Below are 23,511 nucleotides of genomic sequence, written 5' to 3' on the forward strand. Positions count from 1 at the left end.
GTTTCCTCACGCTGGGGGTATCGCTTACCGGCCCACGGAGGCAACTTGCGGGTTCGTATGCTCCTCGTTGGGAACTGAGCGTGGTGACTCTGACCAATTATGGTCGTCCCACTTGAGGCATACAGGCCGTGCCATCGACCGTGTTACCGTCGTCTGCCGCCTCAGGAACGTTTCTGACGCCGTGAGGTCGGCGTGCCCCTCGAATCCACACGGACACGTTAGCGTGTCGTGGTGGCGCGTCGTATCCTCTGTTGAACCGCAGTTCGGACACTCCTGACTCGTCCACGCCTCAGACCGAACCTCGACCGACATACCGTATTCTTCAGCAGTACACGCCAGTCGATTCACGAACGCCCGGAACGCCCAGAAATTGTGCGTCTTCGCGTTCGTCTCCACCGACCAGTGCGTTTCCAGTACATCCGTCAACGCTCCAACGTACACTGTCGAAACACCCTCGTCGTACAGGCGTTCGATGAGGTCACGGGCGAGTGCGTCTTGAGCGTGATCACGTCGCTTGGTGCGCCGGTCGTACAGGCGTCGGATGCGGTGACTGCTGTATCGACCGTCTTCCAAGAGTGATTGGAGACGTGCTATTTCTCGCGTCGTCTCACGGAACCGCTCGAACAGGTCACGTCCTTCGTACAGGAGTTGTTGCCCGGTTGTGGTTGTACAGGCGACGAGGTTGTTCGCACCGATGTCCAGAGCGGCTTCTTCCGAAGCCAGTGGTTGTGCCAGCCGAGAATGGTCTTCACTGATTGTGACTGGCTGAAAGGCCCTGAATGATTGTGCTTGCTCGTCGTAGAACAACTCCAACCGGCCTTGCTTCTCGTACTCCTTCCAGTTTGGGTCACCACGGACTTCAAGTCGGAGGCGTTCGCGGTGTCCCAGCCCGTACTCATCTTTCAGGTCTTTACCGACGAGGATTTCGAGGCGGGAGTATTCGCCCCACTCAACGGAGTACGACGTGTTGCGGATGTACGTGCGGAGTTCTCTCCCGTCTTCCGAGTTGCCCCAGAATCCGGGTTTGCCGTTCGCTTCTCCCTTCTTCTTGAGGCTGAAGAACGACTTCCACGCTTCGCGGTTCTTGCGCTCAATCTGCTGAACCGTGGACGCACCGAGAACACCGCTGTAGCGACCGCGATACTCGCTGATATCCCATACGTCTCCATCTGGGTCAGCATAGTTCTCGCGGCGCTCATAGTTGATTTCGTTCCAGAGAGCGGCAGAAGCGTCCAACAGCCGCCGAAGCAACTCCTCGTCCTCTGGGGACTGCGGAATCACGTCGAACGTGTTGGCTCGCTTCATCGACTACATAGTATATCATAACGCACATAATTATTCCGTTCATGTGATATTGTATGGTTGCAATTCGCATCGAGTTTGACGACGACGAACAGTACGAACGACTGAAGGAATTGAAGAAGCGCCGTGGATTGACGTGGAAGGGCTTACTCCTCGAAGGAGAGAAGAAAGTCAGAGAGGATACCCCTGAATAAGCGTCGAACGTGGTTTGTGCCGTGGAGTGTCGGATTCACGCCCGCCGTGAACGGCGGGACTCTCTCCTTGATTCAGGTAGTCTCCACCATACCGGGATGGCCGTTTGGAATATTTCGAAGTAAGTCGTAACCAGTCGACGCCCCAAGAACAGGTGTATGACAAGCGACTCAGAGATTAGCGTACAACTCGTGCGAAACGCGACCGTGCTTGCGACGGTCGATGACACCACGTTCCTCGTTGACCCGATGTTCACCCCGAAAGGCGAGCTGCCGACGGTGACAGAGAGTCCTGGAGTGCCGGAGTTCCTCACGACGGCCAACCAGAAGCGGAACCCGCTGGTGGAGCTGCCGGACGTCGAGATCGACTACGACGCCGTGGTCGTCACGCACCGCCACCCCGACCACTGGGACCCGGCAGCCGTTGAGAAACTCGACGCGGAGGTTCCGCTGTTCTGCCAGCCCGAGGAAACAGACGGGTTTCGTGAGGAAGGATTCACCGACGTGCGGCCTGTCGAGGATGAAGCGTCCTTCGAAGGCGTGACGGTTCACCGGACGCCCGGCCAGCACGGCCACGGCGACCTCGCCGAAGGGATGGGACCGGTTTCCGGGTTCGTCTTCGAGGGTGACAGAACGCTGTACATCACCGGCGACACGATCTGGTACGACCCGGTCAAAGAGACGCTCGACCAGTTCGAACCGGATATGGTCGTGCTCAACGGTGGCGAAGCACAGTTCGATCAGGGCGAACCCATCACGATGGGCGTCGAGGACATCACTGCCGTCCGCGAGGCGGCGGACGCGATCGTCGCCGTCGTCCACATGGAAGCGATCAATCACTGTCTGCTCTCGCGGGAGGAATTGGAAGCAGAGACGGAGAATGTGCTCGTGCCCGAGGATGGAGATCGTATCTCCCTGTAGCGGGACTTCAGTTGTGTGCGGGTTTGGTAGCCTGTAGGCTGTAGTAATCAAACCTCACTCTCGGTGCAGCGACGTGCTGCATTCGCGGTCTGTACTTAGAAACTGAGGAGGGACCGACAGGCTGGAGCGTATCGAACGAGTCGATCACGTCGCTCGTCGAATACACCTCGACCAGGCGCTGTTCGTCGAAGTCAGTGTCGTCACTCCAGATGGCCGCATCTTGGGCAATCGCACACGCCAGGTAGAGCACATCGTCGGGGTCAGTGTCGCCGATTGCGTCGTCTGCGCGCTCGATAGCCGGGTAGAAATCGTCGGCTGGGACGATCTCGAGGTACTGGAAGAGGAGATCGATGAACTGTTCGACGCGGTCCAATTCCATCCCGGACTTCTCCACGATCAGGTCCTCGTAGTTCTCGATTTCGTCGTAGACGAACGCGGGCGTCAGGAGGTCCGGTTCGAGTGTGACGATAAGTTCCCGTGTTTTCGAATCGGCGATAAGTGCGGAGATGACGACGTTGGCGTCGATGACCAGCTTCATTCGTCGTTTCTACGCCGACTCCTCGTCAACGCGCTTGCGTCCACTCTCGTTGATTTTGTCGGCGATCTCCTGCACGTCGCTTTCGGTAAGTTCGCTCTCGGCGGTGAGTTCGTCCAGCACTTCCAGCGTCTCAACCTTCTCTTGGATAGCCTGCCGCGTAACCTCACTCCAGTTGATTTCGGGGTGGTTCTCCATGCGCTGTTTGAGGTCGTCGTCCACGTTGACCGTGATACTGGGCATACATGAATCTATGAGCACACAGATTACTGTGTCTTTCGGTGTGTCTGACAGCGTTCGAATTCGGCCGCCTCACACCCGAAAGGTCGATCCGTTCGACAGTCGAACCGGAGCCTGTAGTGCCCACTTCCCCATCGAGCATTTCACGACTCGGGGTATTCTACTGTATTGGCTCGCTACGGCGTGGAATCGGCGGGGTAGTTCGTCCCCGAGCGCGTCCCTGAAATCGGATTCAGTGCGTCATCGATCGCGGCCCCTTCGAGTCGGGCGATGGGTCCGACCGACTCGGGGGGAACCCCTGCTGTCCGCCTCCTGAACCGTTTAATACCTCGCAGGCGAACGCCGTTTCATGTACGCGCTCGTCGGCGGGACCGTCCACACGGCAACGGAGCGGGGAACGATCGACGCGACCGTCGTCATCGACGACGGCGAAATCGTCTCCGTCGAGGACGGTGACCCGCCCGAGGAGGCGACCGTGATCGACGTCTCGGGCCACCACGTCACGCCGGGGCTCGTCGACGCCCACAGCCACGCCGGCATGGCGGAGTGGGGCGAGCCGGAGGACGGCGACGTCAACGAGGGCACCTCGGCGGTCACGCCGCACGTCAACGCCCTCGACGGGTTCCACCCGCGCGACGAGGAGCTGAAACACGCGTTCCAGAACGGCGTGACGTCCGTCTCGGCGCGGATGGGGTCCGGAAACGTGATCGGCGGGATCATCTGCTCGATGAAGACCCACGGGCTGACCGCCGACGACATGCTGATCCGCGAAGACGGGATGAAGGCCGCGATGGGCGAGAACCCGAAGCGCTTCCACGGCGAGGAGCAGGGGCGCCAGCCCTCGACGCGTCCCGGCGTCGCGGCCACGCTCCGGTCGGCGCTGATGGAGGCCGAAGACTACGTCGACCGGCGCGAACACGCCCGCAACGAGGGCGAACCGTTCGAGCGCGACCTCGGCATGGAGAACCTCTCTCGCGTCCTCACCGAGGGGCTTCCGCTCCGCGTTCACGCGCACCGCTCGGACGACATCATGACCGTCTTTCGGATCGCCGAGGAGTTCGGGATCGAGTCGCTCTCTATCGAACACGCGACGGAGGGACACCTGATAGCCGAGGAGTTCGCGGAGCGGGACGTGCCCGCGATCGTCGGCCCGTCGCTGTACTCGGGCGCCAAGTACGAGCTCCGCAACATCACCTTCGAGACGCCGGCGATCCTCCGCGAGGCCGGCGTGAAGGTCGCGATCCAGACGGACGCCCCCGTGCTCCCGCAACAGCACCTCGACGTCTGCGTCGGGCTCGCGGTCCGCGAGGGGTTCCCCGAGTCGGAGGCGCTGGAGGCGGTCACGAGGTACCCGGCCGAGATCCTCGGCATCGACGACCGCGTCGGCACGCTGGCGGTCGGCACGGACGCCGACGTGGCGGTCTGGGACGGGGTCTTCTACGAGAACGACAGTCGGACGCGACACGTCTTCGTCGACGGCGAGCACGTCTTTGACCGCGAGCGCGACGCGGTCGATCCCCGCGACGAGTACGACTGGTAGCCGGCGCGTCGGCGACTGCGGTCGGTTCTCCGAGCCGGCCGAGCGCCCGCCCCGCTATCTTTTAGTCGCTCGTCCGTATCTCGCGTAGTCGTGCCCATTCGCCGCGCGAAAGCCGTCGACTCGCTCTACGCGGAGGTCGCGGAGTACGACCTCGTCGTGACCCCCGACGCCGCGCTCGCGAGCGCGATCAACCGCCGTCTCGATCGCCCGCAGTTCGGGACGTTCGCGACCACGCCGCGCCGCCTCGCCGCCGGCCGGCGCGAGCAGGCCGAGGACCGCCTCGCCTTCCTCGAACTCGTCGAACGGACGGACCACGACTGGACGGCGGTCGCGTACGCCGTCGGGAACGTCCTCCAGTGTTGGGAACACCGCGGGAGCCTCGACGCGATCCTGTCGTACGACGCCTACGTCGACGACGTGACCCGCGACGTCGTCGAGCGCATGCGGACGCTCCGGACGACCTCGAAGCGCCTCTCCGAGTACGCGATCGACGACGACCGGTCGGTCGCCGTCGTCGGCTACGACCAACTGACCGCCCTAGAGCGGAGCGTCCTCCCGGACGCGTTCGACCGCGTCGACCCCTTCGCCGACGACGCGTTCGATCACCCGCCGTTTCACGTCTTCGAGTCGACGACCGACATCGTGGGCGCGCTCCTCGACGCGGTCTCGGCCGGCGACGCCGACCGCGTCGCCGTCGTCCTCGACGCCGGAAGCCGGTACTCCTCGCTCGTCGAGTCCGCGCTCGAAGCGGCGGACGTCCCCTTCTACGGCGGTCCGGGCTTCGCCGACGACCCGCACCACCGGGCGTTCGTGCGACTCCTCCGGCTCTGCTTCCGGGGGCCCGAAACGACCGTCGGCGACGCCGCCTCGATCCTCACGCGGGCGGGGTTCGACGCGCCGATAGCCGACCGGGATCGGCATCTCGCGGCCGCCGACGGACCCGGTCCGGAGTGGCTGCGGGCGTTCCGCGACGCCGTCGAGGACCGGAGCTTCGCGGAGGCGCTCGGGGCGTACGAGCGCGAGGCCGGCGTCGACCTGACTCGCTTCGACGAGGAGCTGCGGCGCCTCGGGATCGCCGACGACCCCGTGACGGCCGAGGGGGTCGACCGCCTCGCATTCTACCTCCGGACCTACGAGGTCCCGGTCGACAGGGAGAACGAGGGCGTCCTGCTCGCCGACGCGAAGTCCTCTGCCTACGTGGACCGCCCCGTCGTCTTCCACCTCGGCATGGACGAGGCGTGGACGCACTCGGCGCCGCAGCGGCCGTGGGTGGACACCGAGGCGCAGTTCGAGCGCTACGTCGGGGGCTTCCAGCGCCTGCTCCAGAGCGGCGACAGCCGGTACTACCTCGTTCGTGACGCCGCCGGCGGGGAGCCGATCACCCCGTGTCTGTACCTCGGCGACCTCCTCGACGAGGAGTTCGAGCGCTTCAGCGACCTCGACTCGGTCGTACACCGCCGGCGACCGCGGTCGACGGGCACCGGCTTCGACCGCCGACCGACCGGGACGGACCCCGAGCCGGTCGAGTCGGTCAGCCAGTCCGCCCTGAACAGCTACGTCAACAGCCCGCGGGACTACCTCTTCGGCAGGCTCCTCGACGCTCCGGACCAAGAACGGTTCGTCGAGGGGAACCTCTTCCACGACTTCGCGGAGTTCTACGTGAACCATCCCGACGCCGTCGCGGCGGCCGACACCGACGAGCTCGTCGACGCCATGCTCGCCGAGGCCGAGGCGTTCTTCTCGGCCGCCGACGAGCCGCTCCGACGCCGGACGTACCGCATCGGGCTGGAGCTGATCGCCGAGTACCTCGACGCGGAGGGCCCGGAGTCCGACGACTTCCTCACGGCGGCGTCGGGGTGGGGGACCAACTTCTTCGCGGAGCACTTCGACGAGCCGGTCGACTCGCCGCTCACCGAGCGCTGGTTCGAGGACGACGCCCTCGGCCTCAAGGGGAAAATCGACCTCGTGCGGGCGCCGACACACCTGCTCGATTACAAGAGCGGGCGGAAGAAGCGAGCGTCGCAGGTCGTCGGCGGTGCGGCGGTCGATCCGCCGGCCGACGCGCCGAACTTCCAGGCGGCGCTGTACCTCACCTACTACCGGACGGTCCGGCCGGACGAGCGGTTGGAGTTCACGTTCTTCCACTTCCTCGAACCGATGGACGACGTCATCGCGGGCGACGCCGACATCGACGACGCGCTCACGACGGTCACTTACCACCCGTGCTCGTTCGACGAGTACGTCGGCTCGCGGGAGGCGTACGACCGGCTGCTCGACGGCTACACCGACTGTCGGGAGACGTTCGACGACCTCGGCTTCGCCGCCTACGAGGCGATCGTCTCCCCGCTGACGTTCCCCGAAACGACCGACAGAGACGAGCTACGTGACTCGGCGTTCGCCGAGTCGTTCACCGCCGCCGTCGACGCGGAGACCGCCGCGGACGTCGACGCGGAGAAGGGGGCGGACCAAGCGATCCGCGAGCTCAACGGCGCTCGAAAGCGGGCCTTCTTCCGCGAGGACCTGGACGCCTTCGAGTCGTTCGTCGACGAGCGCCTCGACGAACTCGACGCCCGACGGGCGGGCGAGGAGCGATTCCCGGTCGACGGACTCGCGGGCGAGCCGAACTACCGGCGCGTGGACAACCGCGACCTGCTGTTGGAGGGCGACCGATGAGCGGGCCGACGCCGAACGACGCGCAGCGGGAACTCATCGAGAGCACGGAAGGGACGTACCTCGTCGACGCCGGGCCCGGAACGGGGAAGACGTTCGCCGTCACCCGCCGCTACGGGCGGATCGTCGACCGGCAGGACGTGGAACCGGACGACGTGCTGCTGGCGACGTTCACGCGGAACGCCGCGACCGAAATGAAAGAGCGGATCGTCGACCACAGCGCCTACGGGCTGCGGGAGCTGGCCGACGCCCCGATCCGGACGTTCCACTCGCACTGCCACGCGCTGCTCGAAGAACACGGGTACGCCGCCCCGACGCACCTCGGCCTCGACGAGCGGATCACGGGATCCACCCGTATCGTCGAGGACGAGCTGGTCGAGGCCGAGCGGTTCCGCGAGTTCTTCGACGGGTTCCGCGACGACCACCCGGAACACGCCGACTTCTACCGTGCGCTCTCCGGGCCGGACGAGCTGCTCGATCTCATCGAGGAGCTCGCGTCGAAGGGGATCTTCCCGACGACGGACGGCTGGTACCGGAACGGCGAAGCGCACCTCGACGGCGACTTCGAGGCGTTCGAATCGCGGTTCGACGAGGCGAATCGGCCGCGGAACGACGGCCGGAAGCAGTCGAAGCTGCGCGAGGACCTGAGCCGCTTCGGCCGGGACAAATCGTACCGTCCGGACGCGCCGTCGAAGTCGACGCTCCGGGGCGGCCGCGGGACGAAGCGGCTCGACGACGACGTGGCGCGGCAGGTGTTCTACGAGGACCGCGAGTCGCTCAAGGCGTTCGTCCACGACGTGTACGTCGAGTACCTCCGGTTCGCGCTGCGGCGCAACTACCTCTCCTTCAGCTTTCTCCAGCTGTTCGCGTTCGTCCTCCTCTGCGAGGACGAGCGCGTGCGCGAGGCGGCCGAGTTCGAGTACGTGATGGTCGACGAGTTCCAGGACACCAGCGAGGTCCAGTTCAAGCTCGCGCTGCTGTTGTCCGAGGCGGACAACGTCTGTGTCGTCGGCGACTGGAAGCAGAGCATCTACTCGTTCCAGTACGCGGACGTGCGAAACATCACGGCATTCGAGGAGCGACTGGAACGGTTCGCCGCCGACCTCAACGACGACGCGGACCGGGTCGCGCTCGACGTGGCCGACCCGACCCGGATCGAACTGCGGGAGAACTACCGGTCGACGGCGTCGGTCATCGACCTCTCCGAGCGGGCGATCCTGACGCCGGCGACGAGCGGCGACGCCGTCGACACCGATCCCGACGACGTCGTCGAGCTCTCCTCGAACGCCGCCTTCGACAACACGGTCGTCGAGGGGGTCCGCCACGAGGACGAACACGCGGCCGTCCTCTCGAAGGTCCAGCAGATCGTCGGCGACGACGACTACGCCGTCGAGGGCGAGGACGGCGAGCCGCGCCCGCCGGAGTACGGGGACGTCGCGGTGTTCACCCGGACCCGCGACTACGGCCGGGAGCTGCTCGACGTCGCCGACGAGTACGACTTTCCGATGGCCTACGACGGCGGGATCGAGCTGTTCCGGACCGACCCGGCGAAGCTGCTGCTCGCGTGGCTCCGGATCCTCGAATCCGACGCCGACCGCGGCTGGGCGGTGGTACTCGAACGAGCCGGGTACGCCCTCGACGAGATCGATCACGCGCTACAGACGGGGTCGTATCCGACCGAGCCGGCGGCGTTCCGCGACGAGCTCCGCGAGTTGGCGTCGGTGGGGGCGGTGGCGCGTCGCGTCCTCGACCGCTACGGGTTCGCGGGCGACGTCGCGGACGTCCTCCTCCACACGGTCCAGTCCGTCCACGACTCGACGACGGCCACGCGCGGCGACGTGATCCGACACATCGAGCGGGGGATCGAGACCGGCAGCACGGTCGACGTCACCGCGTCCGCCGGCGAGGACGCGGTGACCGTTCAGACGATTCACACCGCGAAGGGGCTGGAGTATCCGATCGTCGTCGTGGCGAACATGAACGAGGGGCGCTTCCCGCCGCGCGCCGGCGGGTCGAGCGTGATCCAGTACCGCGACCCCGTGGGGCTCCGACGGCGGAAGATCTACTCGACGGAGCGAGCCCACCCACACGTGTACGACAACTGGCGCCACGACGTCATCAGGCGCTGTCTGCCGCGAGCGTACGACGAGGAGCGGCGGCTGCTCTACGTCGCGGTCACGCGCGCGGAGAATCACGTCGTGTTCGCGGCCGGCGAGGACCCGAACGCGTTCCTCGACGGACTGCCGGTCGCCGTCGAGGAGACCGAGCCGGCGGTCGAGCCGGTCGACCGCGGCGAATCCGCCGACGCGGAGCTGCCGTTCTCGGTGACGGCGCGGGACGGCCCGATCGGACACACCCCGCACTCGCTGATGGACGAGTCGGTGTTCGAGGAGACCGGCGAACGGCCGGAGGCCGGCCCCGAGGTCGAATCGGAGCCGGAGACGCGGGGGATGGAGTTCGGCTCGCAGGTCCACGACTTCGCGGAGGCGTACGCGCTCGACGAGGACGGCGACGTGACGCCGTCGAACGACCGCGTGCGTCCCCATGCGCGACGGATCGCCGATCTGATCGACGGGCTGTCGGGCGAGAAGTACGTCGAGGAGCCGGTGACGCTCCCGATCGAGGTCGACGGTCGCCGCGTCACCGTCTCGGGGATCGTCGACCTGGTCCACGTGACGACCGACCGGGTCGAGGTGATCGACTACAAGACGGACTCGACGCGGCGCGCGCAGCCGGAGTACAGAAAGCAGCTCAGCGTCTACTACCACGTCCTCGACGAGTGGTTCCCCGAGAAGGCGGTCGAGGCGAGCCTGTTCTACACGAGCGACGGGACGCGCGAACGGGTCGAGCCGCACTCGATCGAGGAGCTCCGCGGGCTCGTCCGGGCGGCCGAGTCGGACGCCGAGTGACGGGGTCGGATTTTTGACGGCTCGAACTGGAGGACGGGTATGATCGCCGCCCTCGCACCGCCGGCCCGGATCGGAGCCGACGACCGCGACCGCCTCGCGACGCGGGGGGACGGCGCGTGAGCGACCGCGGCGCGGCCGAGGAGAGTGAGTCGGGGGCGCTCGACGCGTTCCGGCGGTTCTTCGCGTTAGAGCGGGACATCCTCGTCTTGTCGCTCGCGATGTTCGCGTTCAGCCTCGGCTTCCAGATGACGAGCCGGTACCTCCCGGAGTACATGGTCGCGCTCGGGGCCTCGGGGTTCGTCGTCGGCCTGTTCGGGACGTTCGGCAACGTCATCTCGGCGATCTACCCGTATCCCGGCGGCGCCGTCTCCGACCGGATCGGGTCGCGGTACGCGCTGACGGTGTTCGGGCTGCTGTCGACGCTCGGCTTCCTCGTCTGGCTCGTCGCGCCCGGCATCGGCCCGATCACCGTCGCCGCGGTCACCGTCGAGCCGTGGATCTGGATATTCGTCGGGCTGGTCCTCGCGCAGGCGTGGAAGTCGTTCGGGCTGGGCGCGACGTTCGCCGTCGTCAAACAGGCGACCGACCCGTCGCGGCTGGCCGCGGGGTTCGCCAGCACGGAGACGTTCCGGCGGACGGCGTTCCTCGTCGGCCCGGTGGTGGCCGCCGTCCTCATCGGGCTCCGCGCGGAGTTCACCGAGAGCTTCCGGTTCGTCCTCGCGGTCGCGGTGGTCTTCGGGGCCCTCGGCACGCTCGTTCAACACGTCCGCTACGACGCGAGCGGCGACTCCCTCGGCGGTTCGTTCGCGGGGCTCGACGAGATTCGGCGGGACCTCCGCGAGATGCCCGAACCGCTCCGGCCGCTGCTCGTCGGCGACACGCTCGTGCGGTTCGCGAACGGGATGGTGTACGTGTTCTTCGTCCTCGTCGTCACCCAGTTCTTCGAGGTCGGCCTCGAAACGACCGTCGCGCTCGGCGGCTTCTCGTACGGCGTCGACCTCTCGCCGCAGGCCTTCTTCGGCTACCTCCTCGGGGTCGAGATGCTCGTCGCGCTGCTGATCATGGCCCCCGCCTCGAAGCTCGCCGAACGGGTCGGGCTCAAACCCGTCGTCGCGGTCGGCTTCGCCGTCTACGCGGTGTTCCCCGTCGTGTTGATCTACGCGCCGGCGCTCGCGGGCTCCGCGCTCCCGCTCTGGGCCGTGATGGTCGCCGTATTCGCGTTCTCGGGGCTGCGGTTCGCGGGGCTCCCGTCGCACAAGGCGCTGATCGTCGGGCCGGCCGAGCGGGGCGCCGGAGGGCGCGTCACCGGCACGTACTACCTGATCCGGAACGCGGTCGTGATCCCGAGCGCCGCCGTCGGGGGATACCTGTGGGAGTTCGTCAGCCCCGAACTCGCGTTCACCGTCGCGGCGGTCATCGGCGTCGTCGGCACCGGCTACTTCCTCGCGTTCGGCGAGGAGTTCGAGGCGTACGCCTGACGTTCAGTTCCTCAGTCCGCCGCCTCGGAGCGCTCGCCGTCGTCGCCCGCGCCCCGCTGTCGCTCCGGGAGCGGGCCCTCGTACCCCTCGGGGACGTACGGGCACAGCGGGTCGCTGCCGGTCGGATCGCCCGTCGCGGCGTACGCGCGCGACCGGCTTCCCCCGCAGACGTGACGGTACTCGCAGGCGCCGCACTTCCCCGAGAAGCCGTCCGGGTCGCGGAGCGACTCGAAGAGGTCGGCGTTCCGGTAGGCGTCGACGACGGACCGCTCGCGGACGTTTCCGGCCGATTCGGGGAGGAAGCCGGACGGGTACACCTCGCCGGTGTGGCTGACGAACGCGAACCCGCGCCCGGCCGTGATCCCGCCCCGCCGTCGGGCCGCGCCGTCAGGTGCTCCCTCCTCGGCGCGCTGGATACCCACCCGGCGGTAGAACGGCGCCTCGGTGGTCTTGACGCCGAACCGCTCCTCGTCGGACACCTCGTGAAGCCACGCCATCACGTCCTCGGCGCGCTCGGGCGAGACCGGGTCGAGCACGCGGCCGCGGCCCACCGGAACGAGGAAGAAGACGCTCCACAGCACCGCGCCCAGCTCGCGGACGCGGTCGCGGATCGCGGGGAGGTCGTCGACCGTGTCCGCGCAGACCGTGGTGTTGACCTGAAGCGGGATGCCGGCGTCGCGGGCGGCGCGCGCGGCCGCGACCGTGTCCGCGTAGCTCTCCTCGCCGCGGAAGGCGTCGTGGCGCTCGCGGGTCGAGCCGTCGAGGCTGAGCGCCATCCGCGCGATCCCCGCGTCGCCGAGGTCGCGGACGCGCTCCGGCGTGAGCGAGCGGGTCCCGCTCGGCGTGATCGTCATCCGGAGGCCGCGGTCGTCGCCGCGCGCGACCAGCTCTGCGAGGTCGTCGCGGGCGAGCGGGTCGCCCCCGGAGAGGACCACCAGCTGGCCGTCGCCGAACGCGGCGGCCTCCTCCAGCAGTCGCTTCCCCTCCGCCGTCGTCAGCTCGTCGGGGTGTCGCCGCGGCCGCGCGTCGGCCCGGCAGTGCCGGCACGCGAGCCCGCAGGCCTGCGTGACCTCCCAGACGAGGACCAGCGGCCGCCGGTCCGTGTCGAGGTCGTCGAACATCGCTCGCGCGATGCTACGATCCCGATCCGTTTGGGGTCGTCCCCGAACGTGTTCCCCGGCGGGTGCGGTGCGCGGCGGCCGAGGCGGTTCGACGGGTACTTCGTCGGCGGCGGCGACCTCCCCGTGAATGAGTCGCTACCGGACGGCCGGCCGCTTCCTGCTGCTGTGTGCGGTCTGGGGAACGGCGTTCATGGCGACGGACGTCGGCCTCGCGGACCTCCCCGCGGTGCCGTTCGCGGCCGTGCGATTCGACGTCGCCGCAGTACTGCTGTTCGGCGCCGTCCTCGCCACCGGTACGGACGTCCGTCCCCGGACTCGGGACGACTACGTCTACGTGCTGGTCGGCGGCGCCCTCATCATCGGCGCCCACCACGCGTTCCTCTTCGCCGGCCAGCGGTACGTCACGGGGGGCGTCGCCGCCGTGCTGTTGGGGCTCGTCCCCGTTGTGACGCCCGCGCTCACGCGGCTCGTCTCCACCGACGAGGAGTTCACCGCCGCCACCGCGCTCGGCGTCGCGCTCGGGTTCGTCGGCGTCGTCGTCATCGCCGACCCCGACCCCTTGAACCTCGCAGACAGCGTCCTCGGTGTCGCGCTCGTGCTCGCGTCCGCGCTCGCATTCGCCGTCGCCGCGGTCGTCGCCCACAGCCGCTCGCCGTCGATGCCGTTCCTCTCCACGCAGGCGTGGATGATGGCGGTCGGCGCGGCCGTACTTCACATCGCCGTGCTCGCGCTCCCCGGCCAGTCGTTCGCGACCGCCGCGTGGACCCCGTCCGCGCTCGGCGCCGTCGCGTACCTCTCCGCGGTCGCCGGCGTCGGCGGCTTCCTGCTGTACTTCACGCTCTTAGACGATCTCGGTCCCATCGAGATGAGCTTCATCGAGTACGTGATTCCCGTGTTCGCGGCGCTGGCGGGCTGGCTCGTGCTCGGACAGGAAGTGACGCCCGCGACCGTCGGGGGGTTCGCCTTCATTCTGGCCGGCTTCGTCGCAGCGAAGTGGCGGACGCTGCGTGGAGCATAGTTCGTGTCGTAGCCCTGCTACCGTCGTACCGGTCGTTCGAGAATGTCGAAGATATCGATTGCTTTGTACTCCCGATTTCGCTGTTGGCCAGTCGCTTCGACAACGAGGCCATCCGATTCGAGTTCCCCAATCGCATTGTAGGCGGTCTGTCGACTCACGTCGAATCGGTCCGCGATATCGTCCGCGGTGAAGTACGGTAGTTCGAACAGTTCCCGGGCGAGTTTGTGACTCGTCTTTCGGTTCGGATATCGCGCTTCGTACTCTCGCCGGAGTTCGAGTAATTCGAACGTTCGCTCGTAGGAGTCCTTCGCTTGTTCCTCGATACCCTCGATAAAGAACGCGATCCAATCGCGCCAGCGGCCTTCTTCGCTAACCGCACGCATCGTCTCGACGTACTCCCGTTTGTTTCGATTAAAGTAGGCACTCGGATAGAGGTACGGATCTGACAGATAGCCGGCCTCGTGTAGCTGGAGAACGATTAAGATGCGTCCGAGACGACCGTTACCGTCCGAGCAGGGGTGAACCGTTTCAAACTGATAGTGAGTGATCGCAAGGTCGACCAGTGGATGATACTCACCGTCCATCTGAATATATGCTTCAAGCGAATCCATGAGTTCCGGGACGCGGTCTGCCGGTGGTGGAACAAACGGGGACTGCCCCCGACGCGGCGACGGAATATGAACGTCATCATCTCGCCACTCACCAACGTCGTCGCCCTCGTTCCGAACTCCTTCGAGTAGTATTTCGTGGAGCGATTTGAGCAACCCGACCGAAATTGATCCACCTGTTTTAATCGCGTCAAATCCGTCCCTGAGTGCGCGCTCGGCGTTGAGAACTTCCTGTAAGTCGCGGCTCACGCCCCCGGAATCGCCGGATTTCTGGCGTGTGTGATATGCGTAGACTTCGTCCATTTCGACGTCTGCGCCCTCAATTTCCGCCGTTTCGACTGCTTCGAGTCGAAGGAGGGACGTATACAGTACCGGTGCGAAATCGACCGTCGGGCTAATCCCGTCGATACGTCCGAGTTGGAACATCGCATCCGATATCGTCGACGCGAGATCCTCGTCGATCTCGATCGGCGACGACAGGGGCAGCTTCTCTGGAATATAGTAGGGGTGTGGATGCGACTGTTGGTAGTGCCCTGGCGCATCTGGTGGTAAATCCTCTACTCTCATTTTGAATTAGTTGGTGTCTACCGCGCCTTAACCATATTGGATATAAACAGATTTGGACACTGAGGGTTAAAGAGCGTTCTAAATCAAATTCTACTCAGGTCGCGGGCACGTCGCCCGCGGTCGGCTCACCCTCGCCGGTCCGCTCGTCCGAAACGGCCGTTTCGCCGTCGGCCGGCCAGATCGCCGTCACGACCGCGTCGGTCGCGTCGGTCTCGACGGTCGCGTACGCGTACCCGCGGTCGTCGAGCCGCGGGAAGAGGAACTGGGGTGTCCGATCGTTGTACTGGATCAACACGTCGTCGTCGCCGAGCGCTTCGACGCGTTCGAGCGTCTCGCGAAGCGGCTTCGGCGGGCCGAGGTTTCGCACGTCGAGGGAGACGGTCTCCCCGTCCGTCGGCGCATCCGTCCGCTCGGCCACCGCCCGTTCGACCGCCGTCGGATCGCCGGGTTCGGAGCTCATACCCGACGGTACGGGCCCGGTCCCCGGGTCGTTTGTGACGAACATGTTCTGGCGGCTCGTGCCGAGCCGAAGGTACTTCCACCCCCGCGCCGAACGGGCGCGCATGGCACAGGCACGCCTCCGCGTGGAGATCCCGGACGGCCCGTGGGTCGGCGACGTCTCGCGGGAGTTCCCGGACGCGCGGTTCCAGGTACTGACCGCGACGCCCGACGACGGCGCGGGGTTCGCGCTGGTCCGGATCACCGCGGACGACACGGACCCGATCCTCGACGCGATCGACGACCACGACACGATCACCCACTCCTCGGTGATGGCCGAGGACGATGGGATGATAACCGTTCAGGTCGAGGCGCTCGTCCCGCTGTTACAGACGGTCGCGCGCCGGGCGGGCGTCCCGATCGAGATGCCCGTCGAGATCCGCGACGGCGTCGCGCGCGTCGACGTCACGGGCGACCACGGGCGCGTCGCGGAGTTCGGCGACGCCCTCCGAGACGTGGGGGCCGACTTCGAGGTCGAGTACGTCCAGCAGCGCATCAATCCCGGCGGGTCGCTCACCGAGCGCCAGCGCGAGGTCCTCTTCGAGGCGGTCGACCGCGGCTACTACGACGTGCCCCGGGAGACCACGCTCACCGAGGTGGCCGACCACGTCGGCATCGCGAAGTCCACGTGTAGCGAGGTGCTCCAGCGCGTCGAGCGCACCATCGTCCGGGAGTTCGTCGACGACCTCCCGCGCCGCCCCGTCGACTTCGAGTCGCCCGAGGACGACGGGATCGAGCGGATTCAGTGACCGGCTGACTTCGGATTCTTCCTGGTCACTCGGCCTCCTCCGGCTCGGTCCGGAATCGCCCGGAGAAGAGCTGTACGCTGACCGCGATCACACCCACGATTCCGGTCGCGCGGGCGACGGTCGGTATCAGGGTCTCGTAGCCGCGGACCGCCACGGCGATGTCGCCGAGCGCCGCGACTCCGACTCCGAGCAGCAACACGACGGTCTGTAGGAGACGGCGGATCGATTCGAGTCGTTCGTCCGTTTCGGAGGGCATCGCCGTCAGTTCCGGCCGTTAGTCCCATAGTTCCCACGGAGTCGAAACCGGAAGCGCCCGGAGGCGATCAGAGCCGACGGCGACGCACGAGCACCCCCGCGACCGCGACGGGGACGAGACACCACGCGACGAGCGCGAGCGACAGCGAGCCCGCCGAGAGCCCGCTCCCGGCGAGGACCGCGGTGAACCCGCCGCCCGCGGTGGTGCCGAGCCCGCTCAGGACGAGCACGCGGAACGCGCTCACCGGGTTCGCGTACACCAGCGCCGACAGCGCGGCGTCCGGCAGCTCGAACGCCGCGACGACGCCGAGCGCGAGGAGGTCGTGGACGAGCACGAACCACACCCACGCGAGCAGCGCCGCGCCCAGCGCGTGAGTCTTCTCGCGCGCGACCGTCGACAGCAGCAGCGCGACCCCGAGGAATGCGGCGCCGACCGCGACGGTTCCGCCGAGGAACCCGAGGAAGGCGGACAGCGAGCCGACGCCGAACTCGCGGACGATCAGGGCGCCGCTGAAGCCGAACCCGAGCAGCGTCGCGCCCGCGAGCACCGCCAGCCGGCCGAGGTACGTCCCGACGACGACCTCGCTCCGGCGGACCGGCAGCGAGAACACGACCGCGAGCCACCCCTCGTCCTCGCGGCCGACGATCGCGTCGTAGCCGAGCGCGAGCGCCGCCAGTGGAACGAGGTAGGCGGCGAGGCTCGTCAGCGACGCGACGACGCGCTCGGCGCCACCCGGACCGACCGCGGAGCCGCTGAACGTCAGCATCACCCCGCCGAAGACGACGAACAGCCCAGTCAGCGCGAGCGCCCACCGGCTCCGAACCGCGAGCCGGTACTCCGTGACGGCGACGACGAAGACCTGGCGGAGTGCGTCGCGGGCGCCGTCGTTCGTCTCGGTCTCGACCGCGTCGGCGGTCGCCGCCGTCGCCGTCGACTCGGCCGGCCCGCCGTCCGGCTCCCGGTCGAGCGTCCCGACCGCGGCCGCGGCGTCCGGGTGTCCCCCGTCGGGGCGGGTGTTCCCCGCCTCCTTCCCGGACCGCTCGCTCGGGTCGCTCATGGCGCCACCTCCTCGGCGTCGACCTCGCCGCGGCGCGCGGCGTCGTCGCCGACCGCCTCGCGGAACGCCGCGCGCAGCCCGTCGCGCTCGCGGCCGGACCCGGTCGCCGCTTCCCCGTCCCGGCCGGCGAGGGGATCGGCGGCGGCGAGCTCGTCGACGGGGCCCGCCGCGCGCACCCGCCCGTCGTGGAGGACGGCCGCGCGGTCGCAGAGGCGCTCAACCTCCCCGAGCACGTGCGAGCAGAACACCACTGTCGCGTCGGTCTCGGCCGCGATCTCCTCCACGATGGCGTGGAACTCGTCGACGCCGCGGGGGTCGAGCCCGGCGGTCGGCTCGTCCAAGACGAGCACGTCGGGATCGGGCAACAGGACGGTCGCCAGCCCGAGCCGCCGCCCCATCCCGTTCGAGTAGCCCGAGACGCGGCGGTCCGCCTCGGCCGGAGTCAGGCCCACTCGCTCGATCGCGTCGGCGATCCGCCCGTCAGTCGGGAGGCCGCGGATCGCGCGGTGAACGCCGAGGACTTCCCACCCGGTGAGCCCGTCGGGGAAGCCGACGTGTTCCGGGAGGTAGCCGACGCGCTCGCGGACCCGGCGCCCGTCCTCCGTCACGTCGGTCCCGCCGACGCTGACGGACCCGGCGTCCGGCCGGTCGTGGCCGACGAGCAGCCGGAACAGCGTCGACTTGCCGGCCCCGTTGGTGCCGATGATCCCGAACGTCGAGCCGCTCGGGACGGACAGCGAGAGCCCGTCGAGGGCGGTCACGTCCCCGTACGTCTTCCGCACGTCGGTCGCGTCGATTCTCATGGTGTGTCCTCCGTGTCCGCGGTTCGGTTCGCGGCGCCCGGGCGGGTCGCGGCCGCCTCGTACGCGCGCCAGTCGTGGTTCGGCTCGACGAGCGGGCGGCGGTCGACGACGCCCGGCGTCTCGACCACCGGGAAGGAGCTCTCGGCGAGCCGCACCGCCTCGAACGCCGGGCTGTTCGCGAACGCCGCAGCCTGCGGGTGCTCGGCGACGAGGTTCTCGACGATCCCGATCGGCCGGTGGCGGATCTCGCTCACGCCGTCGCCGTCGCGGTCGGCCACCCGCGCGCCGGACCAGTAGTTGCCGCGGTCGCTGCCGTTCCACGCGACGAGCGAGTTCCGCGCCGTCTTGGCGGCCCGCCCGTTCCGGACGAAGCTGTTCCCGGCGACGGCCGCGTTGTTGCTTTCGGCGGCGCTGTGGACCCCGATCCCGTTGCGGTAGATCAGGTTGTCGACGAGCCGGTTCCCCTGCGCGTTGTAGAGGTAGAGCCCGTTGCGGTTCGCGACGAGGTGATTGCCGGCGATCGTCGACTCCTCGATGTCCTTCGCCAAGATCCCATGGCCGCTCGTGCCGCCGTTGCGGAGGGCGGTGTTGTTCCGGACCGTCAGCCCCTCGCTCACCATCAGCGCGTAGCCGACGCCGTTGTCGGCCGCGACGTTGTCGACGAGGCGGTTGTCGTCCGAGTACATGTAGTGGACGCCGTACCGCGCGTTGCGTATCGTGTTGTTCTCGGCGAGCACGTCCGTCGCCCACGAGAAGTAGATCCCGTCGCGGGTGTTCGCGATCTCGCTGTCGCGGACGACGGTCCCGCTCGTCTCGAACAGGTGGATCCCGTTGCCGCGGTCGGTCCGGGGGTACACGTCCTCTCGACCGTCGATCCGTACGTCCGCGATCGCGGCGTCGTCGACGCCGTCGACCCAGATCCCGTACGCGGTGTCGGTGATCCGGACCGTCTCGATCCGCGCGCCCGCGCCGTCCACGAACACCCCCGCGTCCTCGGCGCCGAGGTCGCTGCCGGAGCCGCGGACCCACACGCCGGAGACGGTGACGTTCTCCCCGGAGATCGTGAGCACGCGACCCTCGCCGCCGCCGTCGATCACCGCGCCGTCCTCGCCCGCGACGAGCCGCAGACCGTCGACGCTGGCGTTCACGCGCTCGTCGAACCGGCCGTCGAGGACGACCGTCCCGCCGGGCTCGGCGGCGTCGACCGCGGCCTGCGCCGACGCGAACGACTCCCCGTCGACGGTGGCGGTCCCGTCGCGCTCCGGCGCGGTGACGCCCGTCGCCGCGAAGTCGGTCGGGATATCGACCCCGGAAGCGGCCGGGGCGCCACCCGTCGCGTCGCTGCCCGTCGCAGCGACGTTCGCGGCGTCGGCGCTCGCGGCGCCGGACCCGGCGACCGGGAGCGCGACGCCGAGCGCGACCGCGACGGCCGCAGCGACGCAGGCGGCCGCGAGGAAGCCGGCTTCGAGGCGGTCATCCGACATGGTCATCCCCTCCGAGATCGCGGTCTCCGTCGGCGCCGTCGTCGCCGGCGACGCGCTCGCGGATCTCGCCGGGCAGGGCGCGGGCCAGTCTCGGGAGCTCGTCGACGGTCGCTTCGAGATCGCGGGCGAGGTACGCGGTCGCGAGCAGCAGGACCGCGACGACGGTCATGTACCCGCCGGGACCGAACCACGCGAACCCGCTTATGTTGGCGACCTCGTACGGACCGAGCAGCGGCGGCGTGAACGACTCGATACCGCGGAGCGGCGCGTCCGGGTCCAGCGAGTGGCCGGCCTGGTGGAGCCGGTACTGGATGAACGCGAACATCCCCACGAAGACGGTGATCGTCCCGACGAGCTGCGCCGTGAGGCCGGCCTTCAGCTTGCGGGCCGTGGGCGCGAACGCGACGAACGCGCCCGTCAGGGCGAGCCCAGCGAACACGACCGGGCCGAGCAGCCACTCGGGGACGTCGATCGCGGCCTCGCTGACGGCGTAGTTCGGATCGACGAACACCGGGTCGGGGTAGTGGAACCCGGCGTACTTGTTGAGCCCCTGTACCTCGGCGAAGTCGCCGCCCAGACGCGGGTAGGCGTACAGCTCGATGAGCAGCTCCTGACCGGGGTACTGCGGCGCCGTCAGGGTGATCTTCCACATCGGGACCAGCAGCGCCCCGACGAGCAGCGCCGCCGCTGCCAGCGGGAGCGCGCGTCGGATCTCGGTCAGCCGCGTGAGCGACGAGGACATGGCGTTACTCCTCCGGTTTGACGATGAGCCGCGAGCGCATTTCCAAGTGCAGCGCGCTACAGAAGTGCGCGCAGTAGATCCAGTAGACGCCCGGCTCGTCGGCGGTGAACGTCGCCTTGCGCGTCTCCTGCGGCGCGACCCGCATGTGGACGTCGTGGTCCGGGATCGCCACCGAGTGGAGCATGTCGCTCGTGGTCTCGATGTTCGTCACCTGCATCTCGATCTCGTCGCCCTCCTGGACGACCATCTCCTGGAACCCGTAGTGGTTCCGGGTCGAGTACATCTCGATCTCGACGCGGTCGTCGGCGACCCGCTCCATCGTCTCCTCGCCCTCGGCGGTGTAGTCGAGTTCGAGATCCTCGGGGTCGTACGTCTTCGCCGGGTCGATCTTCGACTTGTGGCAGATCGAGGCGTCGTGCGGCTCCGCCTGCGCGGGCGAGTCCTTCACCAGCTCCATCCCGTTCTCGTCGTCGCCGATGTAGATCAGCTGGTCGTTCTCCGGGTGCTGCGGGCCGACCGGGAGGAACCGGTCCTTCGAGAGCTTGTTGAGCGAGACGAGCCAGTCGCCGGCCGGGTCCTCCGTGTACGACTCCGCGGCGATGAGGTGGCCGGGGTTGTAGTGGACGTCGATCTTCTCGATCACCGGGCTCTCGGAGCGCGCGTCGGCCTCGACCGCCTCCTCGATGTCCCACTTGACGACCTGCGAGTCGATGAACAGCGTCGTGTACGCGTGGCCGCGGCCGTCGTACGCCGTGTGGAGCGGGCCGAGCCCGAGCTTCGGCTGGCCGACGATGGCGTCGGCGGGGTCGTCGACCTCGTCGATCGCGTCGATGTCGATCACCGACGCGGTCGGGTCGAGCTTCCCGCTGACGATCACGTACTCGTTGTCCGGGGTGACGCTGACCCCGTGCGGGCTCTTCGGCGTCGGGATGTAGTGGACGATCGGCTCGTCGCCCTGGTTGAGCGGGCTGTCCTTCCGCCCGTCGACGACCGGGACCTCGTTTATCGTCTCGTAGTTGCCGGCCTCGACGGCCGCCTCGATGCGCGGGATGTCGAACGCCTTCACGTCGTCACGGTCGGCGCGCGTCATCCCGGACTCCGTCGCGGCCTCCTCGGAGTTGTAGGCGCTGGTGAAGAAGTACCGGCCCTCCTTGCTCCCGTCGCCGTTGTCCATGTTCCCGTCGATGAGGACCTCCCACTCGACGTTCATCGTCTCGGGGTTGATCGCGGCGAGGACGGAGCCGTACTCGTCGGGGTCTTCGAGGTTCCCGGTCCCGTTGTTGGGGATCGGCGTCCGGAACTCGCCGACGCCGAAGATGAGGTCGGTGTCGGGCAGCTGCGCGCAGGCGCCGTGAGTCCCCTGCTGGTTGGGGATGTCGACGATCGCGTCCGTCTCGAAGTACGTCAGGTCGATCCGGGCCATCCGCCCGTTCGCCTTGTCGTTGACGTACGCGAACCGGCCGTCGTAGTCGCCGTCGGTCTGACTGATCCGCGGGTGGTGGGTGTCGCCCCACGTGTAGCCGCCGGCGTCTTCGAGCATCTGCTTGCTCTCGTCGTCGAACCCGTACCCCCGGCTGGCGTCGTAGTTGAACACCGGGATCCGGATGAGTTCCCGCATCGACGGGAGCCCGTACACGCGGACGTCGCCCGCCTGCCCGCCGGAGAGGAGCGCGTAGTACTCGTCGTGTTCGCCCGGGGGAACGGAGTTGTCGACCCCGCTCGCCGAGGCCGTCCCCTGGACCCCGTCGTCCTCGCTCAGCAGGCTGGTACAGCCCGCCAGCCCGCTGAGGCCCCCGGCGGCCGCGCCGGCCTTCATGAAGTCGCGGCGACGGACGCCGGGGAGCAGCGAGTCGAAGCCGTCCGTCGAGCCGGTCGTCTGGTCGCCCGATTCTCCCGCGTCCGTCTGCCGCTGTGTGTCGTTCGACATGGGTGGATCCGCGAGCGGCGGTTCTCTCGCGACATGTGGCGGTTGCGGGCTGCCGTATATATCCCCTCAAGCGGCTTGCTGTGCGGCTAGAAGCGCGCGAACACGTTCGGACATCGGCCCCCGCGTTTCAGGGACGTGAGAACGCGGTCCGTTCCCTGTTCGAAGAATCCGCCCGAAAAGAGTCAGTCTCGCCGGGCCAGCGTCCCGGGTGCGGTTCAGCCGATCTCGCGTCGTCGCCGCGGTTCAGCCGATCTCGCGTCGTCGCCGCGGTTCAACCGGTCTCTCGTCGTCGCCGCGGTTCAACCGGTCTCTCGTCGTCGCGGTTCAGCCGCGTCGCGGCGTCATCGAACGACGACGGCGCCCTTCATGCCGACCGAGGAGTGGGGCGTACAGGCGTACTCGTGGACTCCCGTCTCCTCGAACGTGTACTCGAAGGTGTGGCCGCCCTCGGTGACCGTCTCGCTCTCGAAGTCGCCCGACTCGGCCGAGACGTTGTGGCCGCCGCCCTCGCCGGTCCACTCCCAGACGACGGTCGTCCCGGAACTCACCGCCACCGCGGCCGGGCCGAACGAGAGGCCGTCGCCGGCCCCCACCGAGACCGTCACCTCGTCCTGTCCGGTGGCGTCGACCGTCTGTTCGTAGTTGTTCGCGCCCTCCAGCCAGCCGCCGTAGTCCGGCTCCTCGCTGAGGTACTGGGTGTCGCCGCCGCTCCCGCCGTCGCCGCCGTCTGAACCGTCCGATCCGCCGCCGTCGCTTCCGTCGCTTCCGTCCGAGCCGTCTCCGCCGCTTCCGCCGTCGCCGCCCCCGGAACAGCCGGCGAGCAGGAGCGTCGCGCCCGCGGCGGTCGTCGCCTGTACGAATCGTCGCCGATCGAGTGTCGTGTCGTCCGTCATGT

Annotated in this window: 20 protein-coding genes and 1 pseudogene; 8 read left to right on the plus strand and 13 right to left on the minus strand. The window is 68.0% G+C overall.

The window, feature by feature from the left end; genetic code table 11:
* Window positions 1–24: 24 nt before the first annotated feature.
* Entirely contained in the window at window positions 25–1,305 is a 1,281-nt protein-coding gene (locus EXE46_RS04930; RefSeq protein ID WP_137687375.1) for an RNA-guided endonuclease TnpB family protein, read from the minus strand.
* A 53-nt stretch (window positions 1,306–1,358) separates the two neighbouring features.
* On the opposite strand from EXE46_RS04930, the gene EXE46_RS17025 reads away from it, so the two are divergent.
* Both EXE46_RS17025 and EXE46_RS04940 read left to right on the plus strand, forming a co-directional pair.
* Window positions 1,359–1,496: a hypothetical protein gene (locus EXE46_RS17025; RefSeq protein WP_199234108.1), complete on the plus strand. Its 138-nt coding sequence runs from the start codon at window positions 1,359–1,361 to the stop codon at window positions 1,494–1,496.
* Between the two features lie 156 nt (window positions 1,497–1,652).
* The gene (locus tag EXE46_RS04940) at window positions 1,653–2,414 is read left to right on the plus strand and encodes an MBL fold metallo-hydrolase (RefSeq protein ID WP_137687376.1); all 762 of its coding nucleotides are present in this window, start codon (window positions 1,653–1,655) and stop codon (window positions 2,412–2,414) included.
* A gap of 127 nt (window positions 2,415–2,541) precedes the next feature.
* On the opposite strand, the pseudogene EXE46_RS04945 reads toward EXE46_RS04940, so the two are convergent.
* Both EXE46_RS04945 and EXE46_RS04950 read right to left on the minus strand, forming a co-directional pair.
* Window positions 2,542–2,952: pseudogene (locus EXE46_RS04945) on the minus strand (PIN domain-containing protein); the annotation flags it as partial.
* Between the two features lie 9 nt (window positions 2,953–2,961).
* Window positions 2,962–3,192, minus strand: a complete 231-nt coding sequence (locus EXE46_RS04950) for a hypothetical protein (RefSeq protein WP_137687378.1) — start codon at window positions 3,190–3,192, stop codon at window positions 2,962–2,964.
* Between the two features lie 346 nt (window positions 3,193–3,538).
* Here EXE46_RS04950 and EXE46_RS04955 point away from each other — a divergent pair, with 346 nt between their 5' ends.
* The 4 genes from EXE46_RS04955 to EXE46_RS04970 all read left to right on the plus strand — a co-directional run bounded on the left by EXE46_RS04955 (window position 3,539) and on the right by EXE46_RS04970 (window position 11,786).
* The gene (locus EXE46_RS04955; protein WP_137687379.1) at window positions 3,539–4,729 is read left to right on the plus strand and encodes an amidohydrolase family protein; all 1,191 of its coding nucleotides are present in this window, start codon (window positions 3,539–3,541) and stop codon (window positions 4,727–4,729) included.
* A 90-nt stretch (window positions 4,730–4,819) separates the two neighbouring features.
* Window positions 4,820–7,402 carry a PD-(D/E)XK nuclease family protein gene (locus EXE46_RS04960; RefSeq protein WP_137687380.1) on the plus strand — a complete coding sequence of 861 codons (2,583 nt, stop codon included), beginning with the start codon at window positions 4,820–4,822 and terminating at the stop codon, window positions 7,400–7,402.
* Window positions 7,399–10,308: an exodeoxyribonuclease V subunit beta gene (locus tag EXE46_RS04965; RefSeq protein WP_137687381.1), complete on the plus strand. Its 2,910-nt coding sequence runs from the start codon at window positions 7,399–7,401 to the stop codon at window positions 10,306–10,308. Before EXE46_RS04960 ends, EXE46_RS04965 begins: the two co-directional genes overlap by 4 nt.
* A 116-nt stretch (window positions 10,309–10,424) precedes the next feature.
* Window positions 10,425–11,786 carry an MFS transporter gene (locus EXE46_RS04970; RefSeq protein WP_137687382.1) on the plus strand — a complete coding sequence of 454 codons (1,362 nt, stop codon included), beginning with the start codon at window positions 10,425–10,427 and terminating at the stop codon, window positions 11,784–11,786.
* Between the two features lie 11 nt (window positions 11,787–11,797).
* Here the strand turns inward: EXE46_RS04970 and EXE46_RS04975 are convergent, their stop codons facing one another.
* The gene (locus EXE46_RS04975; RefSeq protein ID WP_137687383.1) at window positions 11,798–12,907 is read right to left on the minus strand and encodes a radical SAM protein; all 1,110 of its coding nucleotides are present in this window, start codon (window positions 12,905–12,907) and stop codon (window positions 11,798–11,800) included.
* A gap of 127 nt (window positions 12,908–13,034) precedes the next feature.
* On the opposite strand from EXE46_RS04975, the gene EXE46_RS04980 reads away from it, so the two are divergent.
* Entirely contained in the window at window positions 13,035–13,925 is an 891-nt protein-coding gene (locus tag EXE46_RS04980) for a DMT family transporter (protein ID WP_137687384.1), read from the plus strand.
* 17 nt (window positions 13,926–13,942) lie between these two features.
* Here EXE46_RS04980 and EXE46_RS04985 read toward each other — a convergent pair whose 3' ends face one another.
* Both EXE46_RS04985 and EXE46_RS04990 read right to left on the minus strand, forming a co-directional pair.
* A complete protein-coding gene (locus EXE46_RS04985) occupies window positions 13,943–15,100 on the minus strand; it encodes a Fic family protein (RefSeq protein WP_137687385.1) in 1,158 nt (385 codons plus the stop codon).
* Window positions 15,101–15,194: 94 nt separating this feature from the next.
* Window positions 15,195–15,560 carry a DUF2249 domain-containing protein gene (locus EXE46_RS04990; protein WP_241981493.1) on the minus strand — a complete coding sequence of 122 codons (366 nt, stop codon included), beginning with the start codon at window positions 15,558–15,560 and terminating at the stop codon, window positions 15,195–15,197.
* A gap of 103 nt (window positions 15,561–15,663) precedes the next feature.
* Between EXE46_RS04990 and EXE46_RS04995 the strand changes: the two genes are divergently transcribed.
* Window positions 15,664–16,347: a helix-turn-helix domain-containing protein gene (locus EXE46_RS04995; protein ID WP_241981494.1), complete on the plus strand. Its 684-nt coding sequence runs from the start codon at window positions 15,664–15,666 to the stop codon at window positions 16,345–16,347.
* 25 nt (window positions 16,348–16,372) lie between these two features.
* Here EXE46_RS04995 and EXE46_RS05000 read toward each other — a convergent pair whose 3' ends face one another.
* From EXE46_RS05000 to EXE46_RS05030, 7 genes are all read right to left on the minus strand, one after another.
* The gene (locus EXE46_RS05000) at window positions 16,373–16,603 is read right to left on the minus strand and encodes a hypothetical protein (RefSeq protein ID WP_137687388.1); all 231 of its coding nucleotides are present in this window, start codon (window positions 16,601–16,603) and stop codon (window positions 16,373–16,375) included.
* A gap of 67 nt (window positions 16,604–16,670) precedes the next feature.
* Entirely contained in the window at window positions 16,671–17,660 is a 990-nt protein-coding gene (locus tag EXE46_RS05005) for an ABC transporter permease (RefSeq protein ID WP_137687389.1), read from the minus strand.
* Window positions 17,657–18,463 carry an ABC transporter ATP-binding protein gene (locus EXE46_RS05010; protein WP_137687390.1) on the minus strand — a complete coding sequence of 269 codons (807 nt, stop codon included), beginning with the start codon at window positions 18,461–18,463 and terminating at the stop codon, window positions 17,657–17,659. Before EXE46_RS05010 ends, EXE46_RS05005 begins: the two co-directional genes overlap by 4 nt.
* Window positions 18,460–19,947 (minus strand): nitrous oxide reductase family maturation protein NosD, encoded by a 1,488-nt coding sequence (gene nosD / locus EXE46_RS05015; protein ID WP_137687391.1) that lies wholly within the window; start codon window positions 19,945–19,947, stop codon window positions 18,460–18,462. The genes EXE46_RS05010 and nosD overlap by 4 nt, the downstream gene beginning before the upstream one ends.
* Window positions 19,937–20,689 (minus strand): hypothetical protein, encoded by a 753-nt coding sequence (locus EXE46_RS05020; RefSeq protein WP_137687392.1) that lies wholly within the window; start codon window positions 20,687–20,689, stop codon window positions 19,937–19,939. Before EXE46_RS05020 ends, nosD begins: the two co-directional genes overlap by 11 nt.
* A gap of 4 nt (window positions 20,690–20,693) precedes the next feature.
* Window positions 20,694–22,616 (minus strand): TAT-dependent nitrous-oxide reductase, encoded by a 1,923-nt coding sequence (nosZ, locus tag EXE46_RS05025; protein ID WP_137687393.1) that lies wholly within the window; start codon window positions 22,614–22,616, stop codon window positions 20,694–20,696.
* A gap of 341 nt (window positions 22,617–22,957) precedes the next feature.
* Window positions 22,958–23,509: a halocyanin domain-containing protein gene (locus EXE46_RS05030; protein WP_137687394.1), complete on the minus strand. Its 552-nt coding sequence runs from the start codon at window positions 23,507–23,509 to the stop codon at window positions 22,958–22,960.
* Window positions 23,510–23,511 lie beyond the last annotated feature (2 nt).

It is taken from the genome of Halorubrum sp. GN11_10-6_MGM, from assembly GCF_005435165.1.
GTDB lineage: Archaea > Halobacteriota > Halobacteria > Halobacteriales > Haloferacaceae > Halorubrum.

Coding starts and splice junctions, on each gene's coding strand:
- EXE46_RS04975 (WP_137687383.1), bottom strand. CDS start 12,907: ATGTTCGACGACCTCGACACGGACCGGCGGCCGCTGGTCCTCGTCTGG.
- EXE46_RS04955 (WP_137687379.1), top strand. CDS start 3,539: ATGTACGCGCTCGTCGGCGGGACCGTCCACACGGCAACGGAGCGGGGA.
- EXE46_RS05000 (WP_137687388.1), bottom strand. CDS start 16,603: ATGCCCTCCGAAACGGACGAACGACTCGAATCGATCCGCCGTCTCCTA.
- EXE46_RS04990 (WP_241981493.1), bottom strand. CDS start 15,560: ATGAGCTCCGAACCCGGCGATCCGACGGCGGTCGAACGGGCGGTGGCC.
- nosZ (WP_137687393.1), bottom strand. CDS start 22,616: ATGTCGAACGACACACAGCGGCAGACGGACGCGGGAGAATCGGGCGAC.
- EXE46_RS05020 (WP_137687392.1), bottom strand. CDS start 20,689: ATGTCCTCGTCGCTCACGCGGCTGACCGAGATCCGACGCGCGCTCCCG.
- EXE46_RS04985 (WP_137687385.1), bottom strand. CDS start 15,100: ATGAGAGTAGAGGATTTACCACCAGATGCGCCAGGGCACTACCAACAG.
- EXE46_RS04995 (WP_241981494.1), top strand. CDS start 15,664: ATGGCACAGGCACGCCTCCGCGTGGAGATCCCGGACGGCCCGTGGGTC.
- EXE46_RS05010 (WP_137687390.1), bottom strand. CDS start 18,463: ATGAGAATCGACGCGACCGACGTGCGGAAGACGTACGGGGACGTGACC.
- EXE46_RS05030 (WP_137687394.1), bottom strand. CDS start 23,509: ATGACGGACGACACGACACTCGATCGGCGACGATTCGTACAGGCGACG.
- EXE46_RS04940 (WP_137687376.1), top strand. CDS start 1,653: ATGACAAGCGACTCAGAGATTAGCGTACAACTCGTGCGAAACGCGACC.
- EXE46_RS04965 (WP_137687381.1), top strand. CDS start 7,399: ATGAGCGGGCCGACGCCGAACGACGCGCAGCGGGAACTCATCGAGAGC.
- nosD (WP_137687391.1), bottom strand. CDS start 19,947: ATGTCGGATGACCGCCTCGAAGCCGGCTTCCTCGCGGCCGCCTGCGTC.
- EXE46_RS04980 (WP_137687384.1), top strand. CDS start 13,035: ATGAGTCGCTACCGGACGGCCGGCCGCTTCCTGCTGCTGTGTGCGGTC.
- EXE46_RS17025 (WP_199234108.1), top strand. CDS start 1,359: ATGGTTGCAATTCGCATCGAGTTTGACGACGACGAACAGTACGAACGA.
- EXE46_RS05005 (WP_137687389.1), bottom strand. CDS start 17,660: ATGAGCGACCCGAGCGAGCGGTCCGGGAAGGAGGCGGGGAACACCCGC.
- EXE46_RS04930 (WP_137687375.1), bottom strand. CDS start 1,305: ATGAAGCGAGCCAACACGTTCGACGTGATTCCGCAGTCCCCAGAGGAC.
- EXE46_RS04950 (WP_137687378.1), bottom strand. CDS start 3,192: ATGCCCAGTATCACGGTCAACGTGGACGACGACCTCAAACAGCGCATG.